The following is a 13,403-nucleotide window of genomic DNA, read 5'->3' as shown; positions in this document are numbered from 1 at the left end:
ACCTTTCGGGCGATCCGGCCGCCGCCGTGTTCTCAGCCGCCGTGTACTCGGCCCCCGTGTTCTGGTCGGTTCCGTTCCGAGCCGTCGTGATTCGAGCCTTCGTGATCGGAACAAGTGCGGTCGATATCGCGGCCGATGCGGGTGTGCGCGTCGTTGAGCGCGTCACCGAGTGCGGTGGCGTACTTCTGGGCGTCGCGGAACCGGTGCGCGGTCCACACCGCGTCGATCCCGCCGAGGGTGCCCTCGGTGGCGCACTCCTGCGCCCACCGGCCGAGCAGCCAGTACAGCCGTCGTTGTTCGTAGGCCATATCGGTGAGGGCGCAGACGAATTCGAAACGCCGATCCAGATCGGCCGAATCCAACTGTCCCGAATGTTCCACGGCGTCGGTGAGGTAGCGGCCGAGTACGGAGATCAGTTCGACCGCCATCCCGACCCGCGCGGGCGGATACGACCAGCCCTGGTCGGTGAAATACCGCATCGCCTCGCGTGTCGCGGCCGCACACGCGGGATCGTCGGCCGCCGATCGTCCCACGAGGTCACCGGTCGCGCCGAAACCGTGGGCCGGTTGCGTCGGCGGTGCGGATTCGCCGGGAGTCGTGAATTCGGATCCGTTCTCGCCGTGCTCATCGCGGTCGTGCTCGCCCATGATTCAGCTCGCTTGTTTGCGCGGGACATCCCAGAAGTCGGTCACCGCGGGTAGTTCCACCGTATCGGCCATCGGGTCGACGCGCAGTCGGGCGATGAATTCATCGATCGACTCGTATCCGGCGCGGGCGATATTCGCCAGCAGTCTCTCCGCCGGTGTCCATACCTCGATACCGCTCATGGTGGTCCTTCGATCGGAAGCGTCGGCACAACTGATGTGTGCGGGCCAGGTGGGACCTGGGTCCGGAGCCTGAAGCCATGAGCCCGAACCTGGAGCCCACCTGACCCGCTCAGCGATGACGGGTGCGTCGGGGGCTACGCGACCCATCCTGCAACCTCGGGGTTAACGAGGTGGTCCTACCGTATGCCAATCAATTGCTCCGTGCGGCGGTTCCGGCGAAGTACACATTCTCGTGATCTGCCCCGCGCCGAACCGCGCGGACGTTTTCCTTTCTGTCACCCGACTCTCGGGTTTGCGGCGGCACAGATCTCGGCTCGGACGCGACGGCGCGCGGTGGATGCCGGTGCGGCCGAAGGCGCTCGCGGTGCTGTTATGGTCCTCGATTGTCGAAGGCGGCAGTTATCGCACGGCATCCGATTCGAGGCGTAGTGGGCGATCATTCGCTCCCGTGGCACGACGGAGGTTTCGAATGAACGGTTGGCGAATGAGCACGGCCGACATGATCTTCACCGGCGGCCCCGTCATCACCGTCGACCCCGACCACCCCGCCCCGGGGGCCGTCGCGGTGACCGGCGGCCGCATCACCGCGGTGGGCGGCCGGGAGGTACTCGACCTGCGCGGCCCGCGCACCGAGATCATCGACCTCGAAGGCCGTTGCCTGATGCCGGGATTCGTCGAGGCACACACCCACCCCACCCAGGAGCAGACCCTCTACTCCGACGCCGTCGTCGACATCCGCCCCGTCACGACCTGTCCCACCGCGCAGCGCGTATACGAGACGATCCGCACCGCCCTCGACGCCGCACCCGAAGGCGCCCCGATCATCTTCTACGGCCTGGACCTGTTGTTGCAGAAAGGCTTTCCGGAGCCCACCCGCGCTAGCCTGGACGAACTGGGCCGAGGTCGAGCGATCATCGTCTGGCAGAATTCCGGACACCTCGCCTGGGCGAATTCGGCCGCGCTCGCCGCCGCGGGCTTGAACGGCAACACCCCCGATCCGATGGGCGGCACTTTCGAACGCGACACCCACGGAATACTGACCGGTCGCGTTTATGAAGCGCCAGCCGTGCTGGCGGTGGTGGCTCCGATCCTGGCCGCTGAACTCGAAGGCCCCGACCTGCTGGCCCGCCAGCACGCCGACCTCGCCTCCCGCGGGGTGACCCTGTGCAGCGACATGGCCTTCTCGGACCGAATGCGCCCCATCACCGCATCCCTGTACCAGCAGGGCCGCGCGAAGGTCCGAATGCGCGTCTACGAGATGTCCACCCCCGACGGCGTGACATATTGCCCCATAAACAACGGCGACGACATGTTCCGCCAGATCGGCATCAAACTGTGGGTGGACGGCTCCCCTTGGATAGGCAACATAGACACCTCCTTCCCCTATCTCGACACCGCGGCGACCGCCGCTCTCGGCCTTGGTCACAACCACCGAGGCCACGCCAATTACACGGCAGAACAACTACATTCGATAGTCCTGGCCTACTTCCCGCACGGCTGGCAGATGGCCTGCCACGTACACGGCGACCGCGGCGTCGACACCATCCTCGACGCCTACGAACAGATCCTGACCACGTATCCGCGCCCCGACCACCGCCTACGCCTGGAACATTGCGGCGCCATGACCCCGGAACAGTTCCGTCGCGCATCCGAACTGGGCGTCACCTGCAGCCTGTTCATAGACCACCTGTACTACTGGGGCGACGTCCTGGTAGACGACCTCTTCGGCCCCGACCACGGCGCCCACTGGGTCCGCACGAAATCCGCACTGGACGCGAACATGCGAATCTCGTTCCACAACGACGCCCCGGTAACCGAGGAAGAGCCGCTACGCAACATCTCCGCCGCGATAACCCGCAAATCACGCACAGGCCGAGTACTCGCCCCCGAGGAACGCATCACCCTCACCCAAGCCCTCCGCGCCCAAACCATAGACGCCGCCTACCAGTTGTTCGCCGACGACATCACCGGCTCCATCACCCCCGGCAAATACGCCGACCTGGTTGTCCTGGAACAAGACCCACGCGCCACCCCACCGGAAGACCTCCCCCAAATCGGCATCAACACAACCTTCCTGTCCGGCACCCCAACCTTCACCACCTGACACCGCCACCCCACAACAACCGCACCCACCCACCCCTGGCCAACCCAAACCCGCAGCATTCCCCACCCACCCCCGTCCTCTCGGTTCACTCCAATCCGCAGCATCCGCACCCACCCCCATCCCTTCGGTTCACTCCAATCCGCAGCATTCCCACCCCCGTCCCCTTCGGTTTACTCCAATCCGCAACATCCCCACCCGACCCAGCCCCGCCGGGAGCGAGCCCGACGAGCGACGGTTCGCGGCCGTCTCGCGTCCCAGCGTTCGAGACGATGCGACGCAGGAGCAAGTATCGAACGCTGGGACGCGAGACTCCCAGGGCCGCGAACCCGCGGCGCCGAAGGCGACGCCAATAAACACAGTGGGTAAAACCATTGCGAAGAGCCGCGCCCAAAAGCCACAAACCGAAAGACAACCCATGACAGACACCCCACCCACCCCAGGCCCCGCCCAATGGTACGAAAACTGGTCCCACACAACCCCTTCCCCCTGGACCAACCGCCCCACCCCACCCTCCACCCACACCTACCCCACCCTCACCTACGAGGTAGACGACAGAATCGCCCGAATAACCTTCAACCGCCCGGCCCACGGCAACTCCATAACCATGGACACCCCGAACGACCTGGCCCACGCCGTAGAACGAGCCGACCTGGACCCCCGAGTCCACGTAATAGTCGTCTCCGGCCGAGGCAAAGGCTTCTGCGGCGGCTACGACCTGACCATCTTCGCCGAGAACCCCCAATCACCCCCCGACCGCCGAGACGAGACCACCGGCACCGCGATAGACCCGATAGCCCAGGCCCGCAACCACGACCCGGCCACCACCTGGGACCCCATGCTCGACTACGCCATGATGAGCCGTTTCAACCGAGGCTTCGCCAGCCTCTTGCACGCGAACAAACCGACCGTGGCCAAACTGCACGGCTTCGCCGTGGCGGGCGGCACCGACATCGCCCTGTTCGCCGACCAGATAATCTGCGCCGACGACACCAAGATCGGCTATCCGCCCACCAGGGTCTGGGGAATCCCGGCCTCGGGCATGTGGGCCCACCGCCTCGGCGACCAGCGAGCCAAACGCCTCCTCTTCACCGGCGACTGCCTGACCGGCAAGCAGGCCGAGGAGTGGGGCCTGGCCGTCGAATCCTGCCCACCCGAAGAACTCGACGCCCGCACCGAAGCCCTCCTCGCCAGAATCGCGAGGATGCCGGTCAACCAACTCATGATGGCCAAACTCGCCCTCAACTCGGCCCTCTTCGGTCAGGGCGTACTGAATTCCGGCATGATCAGCACGGTCTTCGACGGCGTCGCCCGCCACAGCCCGGAGGGCTACGCCTTCCAGATGCGCGCCGCCACGGTCGGTTTCCGCGAGGCCGTCCGCGAACGCGACGAACCTTTCGGCGACCACAAGCGGCAGCGCCCGACCTCGACGTGAGCGCCGCGCACGACAGGACACGCGCCGCCGGAAACGGTGATGCAGATCACGTCGAATCTGTAACCTGTTCCCACCCCCGGCGCGTCGCGCCCGAATCGCGGTGGATGCGATCACGCGATGCCGTGGCAGAAAGGCATCTCGACCATGACATCGACGTCGCTCTCCGAACCCGCGCCGACCCTGCTCACCGGCCTGTGGCGCCGCAAACTCCCGCACTATCCGGATACCCCCGCCCGCTCGTGGTACCTGGCGGTGGTGGTGATCGCCTCGATCGCGCTGTACTACCAGCTGTTCGTCACCGGTGCGGTCGGCAACGAACTGATCGACTACTTCGATCTGTCCTTCGCCTATTTCGTGTGGATCTTCATCATCGGCGCGGCCTTCGGATCGGCCGCCTCGGTGCTGGCGGGCATCCTCGACCGCTGGGGCAGGGCCAATATCGTCGCCTACGGCGTGGTGATCTGCTCCCTGTTGACCTTGTTCGCGGTACCGGCGGCCACCACCAAGGAGGTCTACCTCGCGGTCTACATCCTGATCAGCGTGGTCGAGGGTGCGGTGCTGGTCGCGACGCCCGCGCTCATCCGCGACTTCTCCCCGCAGCTCGGGCGGGCCTCGGCGATGGGATTCTGGACCCTCGGGCCGGTCATCGGCGCACTGGTGACCACCGCCATATCCACCAGAACCCTTGATACACATCAGGATTGGCAGTTCCACTACCGACTGTGCGGCATCATCTGCATGGTCATCGCCGTGGTCGCAGTGCTCGGCCTGCGCGAGCTGAGTCCGCGGTTGCGCGACCAGATCATGGTCTCGCTGCGCGACCGGGCGCTCGTGGAGGCGCGGGCGCGCGGCCTCGACGTGAAGGCGCTCGAGCGCGACCAGTGGAAGCAGATGCTGCACCTCGACGTCGTCGGATCGGCGCTCGGCATCAGCCTGTTCCTGGCGTTCTTCTACACGATCGTGTCGTTCCTGCCGGTGTACATGGCGACCAACTTCGGTTTCAGCCCGGCCAAGGCCAACGCGCTCGGCAATTGGTACTGGGGAGTCAACGCGGCGGCGCTGGTGCTGGCGGGCATCGCCTCGGACTATCTGAAGGTGCGCAAACCGTTCATGATCGTCGGCGCGCTGATCAGCATCGTCGGCCTGTTCGTGTTCATCGGCTTCACCGACGAACCCGATACCGGCTACTACACCTTCGCCGGTGTGTTCGTGGTGATCGCCATCGGCACCGGCATCGCCTACTCGACCTGGATGGCGAGCTTCACCGAGACCGTCGAAGCCCGCAATCCCGCGGCGACCGCGGTCGGGCTCGCGGTGTGGGGCGGCATGCTGCGCGCCGTGGTGACCCTGGTGCTGTTCGGACTGCTGATCGTGGTGAACGCGGCGGGTCCGCTGGTGAACTACGGTCCGCGCCTCGGCGAGATCCAGCAGGAGCACGGCGCCGAGATCGCCACCATCCAGACCGTCGGCGCGGACACCCTCACCGCGTTGCGGGACAACCCGGCCGACCAGGCCGCGCAACTGCGCGCGTTGACCGCGTTGACCGGCGCCACCCCCGAGCAGATTCAGGCGACCATCGCGCTGAACGCGAGATATCCGCAGGAATTGCAGACCCTCCAGGCCATAGAACCGCAGACCCAGGCCGCGCTGGCGGCGAATCCGGCCGACGCGACCGCCGGTCTCGCCGCGGTCGGACAGGTGTCGAAGGCCCTCGGCATTCCGGTCGCTCAGGCCATCGAGCGACTCACCGCGACCCAGCAGGTACCGCGCGAGGATCTCACCGTGGCCGCGACGGTCGGGCCGAAACTCGCCGACGCCTCGGCGCGCCTGCAAGCCGTCGGCGGCATCCCCGCCGCCGACGCGGCCTATCTCGCCGACCACGGCGCGCAGGTGCAGCAAGCGCGCGAGGATTCGCCGAAGCAGTGGGAGCGCTGGTGGTGGATCTGCCTGATCGCCCAGATCGCGTTCCTGCCGTTCGTGTTCGTCATGTCCGGGCACTGGAGTCCGCGCAAGGCCGCCGCCGCGGCGAAACAGCACGATGACGTCGTCGACCGGGAACTGGGGGGGTTGTCTATTTCACCTGCTCGGGGTGGGGGGTGCCCTGCGCGCCCCCCCCCCCCCCCACGGCTCGGACCAGGCGCTGGTTCTTTTGCTCGGAAAGTGCCACTCTTAAGCGGTGACACTTCCTCCGGATAATTCGTCGGGCGGCGACCCGACGACCGACAAGCTGGACGCGCGGGTCTTCAGGATCGCGGGCGTGGTGGTACTCGGCGCGATCATGTCGATTCTCGACATCACCGTGGTGACCGTCGCCATCCCGACCTTCCAGGTCGAATTCGACACCAGCTACGCCATCGCGGCGTGGTCGATGACCGGTTACACCCTCGCGCTCGCGACCGTCATCCCGCTCACCGGATGGGCGGCCGACCGGTTCGGCACCAAACGCCTCTACATCATGGCGTTGACCTTCTTCGTCCTCGGCTCGCTACTGTGCAGCACCGCGTGGAGCATCGAGGCGCTCATCGCCTTCCGCGTGTTGCAGGGGCTCGGCGGCGGCATGCTGATGCCGCTCGGCATGACGATCATGACGCACGCGGCCGGTCCGCAGCGCGTCGGGCGGGTCATGGCGGTGCTCGGCGTGCCGATGCTGCTCGGCCCGATCGCGGGCCCGATCCTGGGCGGCTGGCTCATCGATTCGTTCAGCTGGCACTGGATCTTCCTGATCAACCTGCCCATCGGCGTGCTCGCGCTGGTGTTCGCCGTGCTGGTACTGCCCTCGGACCGGCCGGAACCCTCGCAGTCCTTCGACTTCGTCGGCATGCTGCTCGCCTCGCCCGGATTGGCGCTGTTCCTGTTCGGCGTCTCCTCGATTCCCGAGCAGGGCACCGCGCTGTCGGGCCGGGTGCTGATCCCGGCCGCGATCGGGCTGGTGCTTGTCGCGCTGTTCGTCCTGCACGCGTTGCGCACCGAACACCCGCTGATCGACCTGCACCTGTTCCGCGACCGGGCGCTGACCTTCTCGGTGCTCACCCTCGTCCTGTTCGCCGTCGCGTTCTTCGGCGCCGGACTGCTGCTGCCGAGCTACCTCCAGCAGGTGCGCGGCGAGAGCGCGCTCGCCGCCGGGTTGCTGATCGCGCCGCAGGGCCTCGGCGCCATGATCACGATGCCGATCGCGGGCAGGCTGGTCGACAAGATCGGGCCGGGCCGGATCGTGATGACCGGTGTCGGCCTGCTCACCCTCGGCATGGTCGGCTTCACCCAGCTCGGCGCCGACACGCCGTACCCGATCCTGATGGCGTGCCTGCTCGTGCAGGGCTTCGGCATGGGATGCACGATGATGCCGACGATGACCGCGGCCATCCAGACACTGACGCACGCGCAGGTCGCGCGCGGTACCACGCTGATGAACATCGTCAACCAGACCGCCGGGTCGATCGGCACCGCGACCATGTCGGTGGTACTGACCAACCTGCTGAAGAACGAGCCGCTGGCCGGTCCGGCGATCGCGTCCAACGTCGACCCGACGGTGGCCGACAAGCTGCCGCCCGGCAGCATCGAAACCGGTCTCGAGCAGGCGGCTTCGGCCTTCGGCAACACCTATATCGTCGCGGTGGTGCTGATCGCGCTGACCTTCGTGCCCGCCTTCTTCCTGCCGCGCGGCAAACCGAAGAATCCCGAGCTCGCCGTCGACGCTCCGGCGGCGCTCGCGCACTGAGCATCGGAAGAAACGAATTCACCTTCCACAATGTCACGCGCCCGATCTCGCGGAAAGTCGAAATTCCTCGACGTGAATCCGGGGGGACGGGCAACGGGCCGGTTGCCGGATTCGAAGCGCGGACCGTGGTGAGCCGCTGCGACTTCGGCGTCGACACCGATATGCCGCCGCCCGACGGCGGCAGTGTCGCGGTGCGGGACAAGATCATCCCCGCCCTCGAGATCGAGGCGGGTTCGCGGAGCTGACCACGGGTTTCCATGAATCGGCCGGGGCCCCCCCCCCACGGGGGGCCCCCCGCGCCTTTAGCGCACGGCCGTCGCGCACCGAAAGCGGTGCGCGACGGCCGATTTTCGCGACGGCCGAGCGCCGTGACGCGGGTGCCGGTACCGGCGTGCGAGATTCGCGATGCACGAGTTCGCTGCGAACCGTCAGTTGCATCGAATAATTCCCGGACTTACTGCTAGGGTAGCCGGGTCGTCGGGTTCCAGGCGGTGCGGACGAGTTCCGTCCGGATCGGTGATCGAAAGTATGATCGCCTGTCCCACAGGCTCTGTGCGCTCCCCGGAAGCAGTCGACGACACTTGCGCCGCCGGTTGCCGCCCATCGCGGTTCCGGCACCCTGGCTATCGCGAGGTGAGTCGACCGAGGCGGTGTGCGCAGGTCGGAAAATGCTCGAAACGTGTTCGGAAGGTGAGACGAAGTTCGGTGGCAGCAGGCTATGGGTTTCGACGCGGACCATAGACACTCCGTTCTCAGAGCAGATCGAAGCTGGTGACAACGAGAGAACTGATGAATGTGGATATCACCGTAATACTGCCGTGGATCGTCGCTTCCGTACTCGTCCTTGCCGCGGTGGGATATTCGGTGGCCGTCGGCAAGCGGCAGCGCGCGCATATCGATGAGCTCACCGCGCGGCAGCGCGCCTACGAGGATGCACTCGAGGCGTTCGCCGTCACCACCCTACCCGCGCTCGCGGATGCGGTGCGGCGTTTCGAAGCGGCTCCGCCCGCAGCGGAAATGCCCGCGCCGGTTCGTGATTCGCGATTCGGTCAGGCGCTGCGCTGGATCGGGGAGAGATACAACGACGATCTTCGGCTGATCCAGGTCGAGACCCGCGAGATGACCGCACGCGACGCCGAGGCGCAGGCGCGGCTGGTCGTCGAGCACACCGAGAACTCGGTGCGGGCCGAGGTCAGCAGCGGCGCCCGCGAGGCGACCAGTGGCGCGGTGCGTTCCTTCGGCACCTCGGTGGTCAGCCTCGGCGCCGACGTGAGCCAGGTGGTGAGCGCGGCGCTGCGCGAACATCGCGACCACGAGGTGTACGCGACGCTGACCCGCATCGACCACACCGTGCAGCAGATGATCCGCCAGGCCCAGTCCTACGTGATCGTCTGCGGCGGCCTGCCGGGACGCCGCTGGCCCGCGCAGACGCTGACCGACGTGGTCGGCGGCGCCACCGGCCGCGTGCGTGACTACCTGCGGGTGCGGCCGACCCAGCTCGACCGGGTCGTCATCAGCCGCGCGGTGGAACCGCTGGTGCACACGCTGGCCACCCTGCTCGACAACGCGCTGCGCTATTCGCCGCCGACCTCCTTCGTCGACGTCAGCTTCCAGAGCGGTCATCACGGCGTCACGGTCATCGTCGACGACGCGGGCGTGCGGATGAACGCCGAGCAGATGGAGGAGGCCAGGCAGATCCTGGCCAACGAGCGTTCCACCGACATCCACCAGCTCGGGCCCGCCCCGAAGGTCGGATTCCCCGGTATCGCCGCGCTGGCGCGCCGCTACGGCTTCACCGTCTACATCGACGGGCCGAACGCCTACGGCGGCATGCGCGCCATGGTCTACATCCCCGAGGCACTGCTTGCCGCCCCCGCACCCGTCGCCGAACCCGCCGCAGCACCCGTGGAGGTCGCGGTACCCGAGCCCGCCCTCGTTCCCGCCGCGCCCCAACCGGCCAGTGAGGAGAGCGAATTCGCCGTGCACGACATCACCAGCGGTGGACTGCCCAAGCGTCGCAGGCGGGTGATCGCGCCCGCCTCCTCGGCGCGCCCGCGCACCGTGCGCTCCGAGGCGTCCACGAATTCGGCGCCCGCGCGCCCCGACATCGCCGCCGCATGGCAGAACGGCTCCAAGAGCGGCCGCGCCGCCGCCGCGGACAGTTCGCCGGATGTCTTGAACACCACCGCCGAACCCACGGAAGGGACGACAACATCGTCATGAGCACACCGAACACGGCCGTGACCGACAGCAGTAACAAGTTGGGGTGGCTAATCGAGGATCTGAACGTTCCCGGCGTCCGGTTCGCGGTGCTGCTGTCCGACGACGGATTACGGATCGCGCACTCCTCCGGGATCACGCGCGACGACGCCGAACGATTCTCCGCGGCCGCCTCGGGACTGCGTTCGCTCGGCAAGGCGCTCGGTGAGTTCTGCGGTGGGCTCGAGACCGGACTACGCCAGAACATGACCGAATACGACGACGGGATGATCTTCATCACCGCGGCGGGCGAGGGCGCGCTGCTCGGGGTGTCGACCACCGCCGAGATCGACGTCAGCCTCATCGCGCACCGGATGAACGAGCTGGCCGCGCGCGTCGGTCACGAACTAGGCAGTATGTCGCACAAGAGAGCCGATAGCGACCGGCGATGAGCAGGCCACGCCGCGATCCCGACCTGGTGCGCGCCTACGTGCGCACCGGCGGTCGTTCGCGCGCCTCGCGCGAACTGGATTTGGTCACGCTCGTCGTCGCCAACGCCGATCCGGCGCCGGGCGCCGCGCCGGACGTGGCGCGGGTGATGAGCCTGTGCAGCAGGCGCGGCGCGCTGTCGGTCGCCGAGATCTCCGCCTACCTCGATCTGCCGCCTTCGGTGGTGATGATCCTGGTCGCGGATCTGCTGGACAGCGAGCATCTCATCACCCCGACCCCGGCCGAGAACCTGCCGGAGATCACCTTGTTGGAGGAGGTACTCAATGGGCTCCGTGCTCTCCCAGCCTGAGCGGGTCGAGCCTGGAGGCGGTATCGAAGCGTCACCGCGCAGGGCCGTCGAGTACGTGCCGGAGACGGTTACCCGTTCGGTGAAGTTGCTGGTCGCCGGTAACTTCGGTGTGGGTAAGACGACCTTCGTCAGCAGCGTGTCCGAGATCAAGCCGCTGCGCACCGAGGAGACGATCACCGAGGCCAGCATCGGCATCGACGACATGGTCGGACTGCCCGGCAAATCCCACACCACCGTCGCCATGGACTTCGGGCGGATCACCCTGAATCCGCAACTGGCGCTGTACCTTTTCGGCACGCCGGGCCAGCAGCGGTTCGTGCCGCTGTGGGAGGAACTGGCCCGCGGCGCGCTCGGCGCGCTGGTGCTGGTCGACACCAGGCGCATCGACAAGGCCGACGAGGTGCTCTCGGTGCTCGAGGAGCGCGGCGTGCCGTACTCGGTGGGCGTCAACCAGTTCGACGGCGCGCAGTCCTTCCCGCTCGACGAGATCAGGGACGCGCTCGACCTCACCCCCGACACCCCGCTGACGTCCTTGGACGCCCGCCACCGCGGCACCTGTCTGCAATCGTTGATCACCCTCGTCGAGTACCTGTTCCGCCGGGTGGAGGCGCGTCAGTAGGAGTCGGCGCCGCGGTCGTGCCGTGTCGACCGGGTGCGGTGTCGATTGCGAACGTCGATCGCGCCAATCGAATGCCCTGCGGGTGCGGCGTGGAGTGCGGGTCATGGGTCAGCGTTGAGGTGCCGGTGCGGTTGCGCGGCGAACTCGGCAGTGATCAGCAGGGAGGCAGACTTCATGACCAGCACCAAGACCAACGGCGTCGCCGAAATCCATACCGGGAGTGGTGGTGTCGGCGCGGAACTCACCGGCGCCGTGGCGAAGCGGGTGGCGGAGCTGACCGAGGTGTTCGAGCGCGGACTCCGCGAGAACCTCGGTGTCGGCGCCTCGCTCGGCATCCGCCTGGAGAGCGCGGGCGACGGGCACACCCGCTACTACCTCGACCCGAATCCGGCCACCATCAACGCCATGTTCACCGTGCACGGCGGCGTGCTCGCGACCCTGATGGACACCGCGATGGGCAGCGCGGTCTTCACCCGCCTCGGTGACGGAATCGCCTACACCACACTGGAATTGAAGCTGAACTTCATTCGCCCGGTGACCCTCGACGGCAGCAGGCTCACCTGCGCGGCCACCGTCGTGCACCTGGGCCGCCGCACCGCCACCGCCGAAGGCCGGATCACCGACGCCACAGGCAAACTCATCGCGCACGGGTCGACCACCATCATGGTCATGCGCCCCGGCTCCTGAACCGCCCGGCGTGGTCCGCCGCCGGGCGCGGACCACGCCGCGCCGAGGTCCGGACGGCGCCGGACATCGCGGTGGTCTGGTGAATTCGCGAGAAGCGCACAGAGTTCGGTCAACGCGAACGGTCCGCACCGACACCTGATCGGCGCGGACCCTCGTGCGCGCTGTGGTCAGGCCACTTTTCGGCACTGGTCGATGAAGCGGACCAGTTCGTCGACGCGGTCGGTGCGGGTGTCGACGGCGCGGTCGATGACCTTCACCAGGTGTTCGTAGGCTTCGGTGTGGTCGTAGTCGGCGACGTCGGCGATCTTCAGCGCCCAGCGCCAGTAGCCGCGCATGGTGTCGGCCAGCGGCATGCGGAAGTGGGCGACGACGTCGCGGATGGGGTCGACCACCGCGTCGCCGTGGGTTCGCAGGTAGCGGCCGACGACATCGGCCATGAAACTGAAGTGGCGGGCCTCGTCGCGCGCCAGGTGCGAGAGCACCGCGCCGAGCACCGGATCGCCCGAGACGTCGCGCAGATGCTGGTAGTACATCTGGGTGGCCTTCTCCTGCACCAGTGCGTAGGCGAAGAACTGCACCGGATGGTCGTAGGGCAGGTCGAACGGACGCTGCCCCTCCACCGCCAATTCGGTGCGCAGCGCGCCACGTTCGGCCATGCCCGCGGCCTCCTGGTAGCGCGCCAGCGCGCGGGCGTGGGTGTCCTCCTCGAGCGCCCACCGCACGGTGAAGTGGTACAGCTCGCGGTTGTGCACGAAGGTCGAGGGGTCGACGGTGTCGTCCACCGGGAAATAGCGGTGGTAGACATCGAAATAGCCGGGCAGGTGATCTTCGATGAGGGTGATGAACTGTACCGCCGAGCGCTGCCCTTCGGTGAGCAGGCCCGCGTCGGCGCGGCCCCACTCGAAGGCGGTCTCCACATCCCACGCCCGCGCGGCGGGGGAGGCGGCCAGGAATCCGTCCACCGCCCCGACCACCTCGTCGACGGGCAGGAGTGCGCAGGCGGTGTCGGTGATGCCCATGG

12 protein-coding genes are annotated in these 13,403 nt (G+C 67.3%); 9 read left to right on the top strand and 3 right to left on the bottom strand.

Features of this window, described 5'->3' with window-relative positions:
* Positions 1-32: 32 nt before the first annotated feature.
* Together IT779_RS09660 and IT779_RS09655 are read right to left on the bottom strand one after the other, a co-directional pair.
* Entirely contained in the window at positions 33-647 is a 615-nt protein-coding gene (locus IT779_RS09660) for a hypothetical protein (RefSeq protein WP_196148882.1), read from the bottom strand.
* A gap of 3 nt (positions 648-650) precedes the next feature.
* A complete protein-coding gene (locus tag IT779_RS09655; RefSeq protein WP_196148881.1) occupies positions 651-827 on the bottom strand; it encodes a hypothetical protein in 177 nt (58 codons plus the stop codon).
* 484 nt (positions 828-1,311) lie between these two features.
* On the opposite strand from IT779_RS09655, the gene IT779_RS09650 reads away from it, so the two are divergent.
* From IT779_RS09650 to IT779_RS09610, 9 genes are all read left to right on the top strand, one after another.
* Complete coding sequence (locus tag IT779_RS09650; RefSeq protein ID WP_196148880.1) at positions 1,312-2,931, top strand: amidohydrolase; 1,620 nt, start codon at positions 1,312-1,314, stop codon at positions 2,929-2,931.
* 415 nt (positions 2,932-3,346) lie between these two features.
* Positions 3,347-4,363 (top strand): crotonase/enoyl-CoA hydratase family protein, encoded by a 1,017-nt coding sequence (locus IT779_RS09645; protein WP_196148879.1) that lies wholly within the window; start codon positions 3,347-3,349, stop codon positions 4,361-4,363.
* Between the two features lie 117 nt (positions 4,364-4,480).
* Complete coding sequence (locus IT779_RS09640; protein ID WP_232541583.1) at positions 4,481-6,559, top strand: MFS transporter; 2,079 nt, start codon at positions 4,481-4,483, stop codon at positions 6,557-6,559.
* Positions 6,540-8,078, top strand: a complete 1,539-nt coding sequence (locus IT779_RS09635) for a DHA2 family efflux MFS transporter permease subunit (RefSeq protein ID WP_196148878.1) — start codon at positions 6,540-6,542, stop codon at positions 8,076-8,078. The genes IT779_RS09640 and IT779_RS09635 overlap by 20 nt, the downstream gene beginning before the upstream one ends.
* A 789-nt stretch (positions 8,079-8,867) precedes the next feature.
* A complete protein-coding gene (locus tag IT779_RS09630; protein WP_196148877.1) occupies positions 8,868-10,301 on the top strand; it encodes an ATP-binding protein in 1,434 nt (477 codons plus the stop codon).
* Positions 10,298-10,729 carry a roadblock/LC7 domain-containing protein gene (locus tag IT779_RS09625; protein ID WP_196148876.1) on the top strand — a complete coding sequence of 144 codons (432 nt, stop codon included), beginning with the start codon at positions 10,298-10,300 and terminating at the stop codon, positions 10,727-10,729. The genes IT779_RS09630 and IT779_RS09625 overlap by 4 nt, the downstream gene beginning before the upstream one ends.
* Positions 10,726-11,076, top strand: a complete 351-nt coding sequence (locus tag IT779_RS09620; protein WP_196148875.1) for a DUF742 domain-containing protein — start codon at positions 10,726-10,728, stop codon at positions 11,074-11,076. Before IT779_RS09625 ends, IT779_RS09620 begins: the two co-directional genes overlap by 4 nt.
* The gene (locus IT779_RS09615) at positions 11,051-11,695 is read left to right on the top strand and encodes a GTP-binding protein (RefSeq protein WP_196148874.1); all 645 of its coding nucleotides are present in this window, start codon (positions 11,051-11,053) and stop codon (positions 11,693-11,695) included. The genes IT779_RS09620 and IT779_RS09615 overlap by 26 nt, the downstream gene beginning before the upstream one ends.
* 174 nt (positions 11,696-11,869) lie before the next feature.
* Positions 11,870-12,382, top strand: coding sequence for a PaaI family thioesterase (locus IT779_RS09610; protein ID WP_196148873.1), 513 nt, complete (start codon positions 11,870-11,872; stop codon positions 12,380-12,382).
* A 167-nt stretch (positions 12,383-12,549) separates the two neighbouring features.
* Here the strand turns inward: IT779_RS09610 and IT779_RS09605 are convergent, their stop codons facing one another.
* Complete coding sequence (locus tag IT779_RS09605) at positions 12,550-13,401, bottom strand: acyl-ACP desaturase (RefSeq protein WP_196148872.1); 852 nt, start codon at positions 13,399-13,401, stop codon at positions 12,550-12,552.
* Positions 13,402-13,403: the final 2 nt, after the last annotated feature.

Origin of the sequence: Nocardia bovistercoris, assembly GCF_015674855.1 — a bacterium.
In the GTDB taxonomy this organism is placed as follows: Bacteria; Actinomycetota; Actinomycetes; order Mycobacteriales; family Mycobacteriaceae; genus Nocardia; species Nocardia bovistercoris.
This window is presented reverse-complemented; position numbering and strand designations above follow the sequence as displayed.

Coding starts and splice junctions, on each gene's coding strand:
- IT779_RS09615 (WP_196148874.1), top strand. CDS start 11,051: ATGGGCTCCGTGCTCTCCCAGCCTGAGCGGGTCGAGCCTGGAGGCGGT.
- IT779_RS09620 (WP_196148875.1), top strand. CDS start 10,726: ATGAGCAGGCCACGCCGCGATCCCGACCTGGTGCGCGCCTACGTGCGC.
- IT779_RS09655 (WP_196148881.1), bottom strand. CDS start 827: ATGAGCGGTATCGAGGTATGGACACCGGCGGAGAGACTGCTGGCGAAT.
- IT779_RS09660 (WP_196148882.1), bottom strand. CDS start 647: ATGGGCGAGCACGACCGCGATGAGCACGGCGAGAACGGATCCGAATTC.
- IT779_RS09610 (WP_196148873.1), top strand. CDS start 11,870: ATGACCAGCACCAAGACCAACGGCGTCGCCGAAATCCATACCGGGAGT.
- IT779_RS09625 (WP_196148876.1), top strand. CDS start 10,298: ATGAGCACACCGAACACGGCCGTGACCGACAGCAGTAACAAGTTGGGG.
- IT779_RS09605 (WP_196148872.1), bottom strand. CDS start 13,401: ATGGGCATCACCGACACCGCCTGCGCACTCCTGCCCGTCGACGAGGTG.
- IT779_RS09630 (WP_196148877.1), top strand. CDS start 8,868: ATGAATGTGGATATCACCGTAATACTGCCGTGGATCGTCGCTTCCGTA.
- IT779_RS09645 (WP_196148879.1), top strand. CDS start 3,347: ATGACAGACACCCCACCCACCCCAGGCCCCGCCCAATGGTACGAAAAC.
- IT779_RS09650 (WP_196148880.1), top strand. CDS start 1,312: ATGAGCACGGCCGACATGATCTTCACCGGCGGCCCCGTCATCACCGTC.
- IT779_RS09640 (WP_232541583.1), top strand. CDS start 4,481: ATGCCGTGGCAGAAAGGCATCTCGACCATGACATCGACGTCGCTCTCC.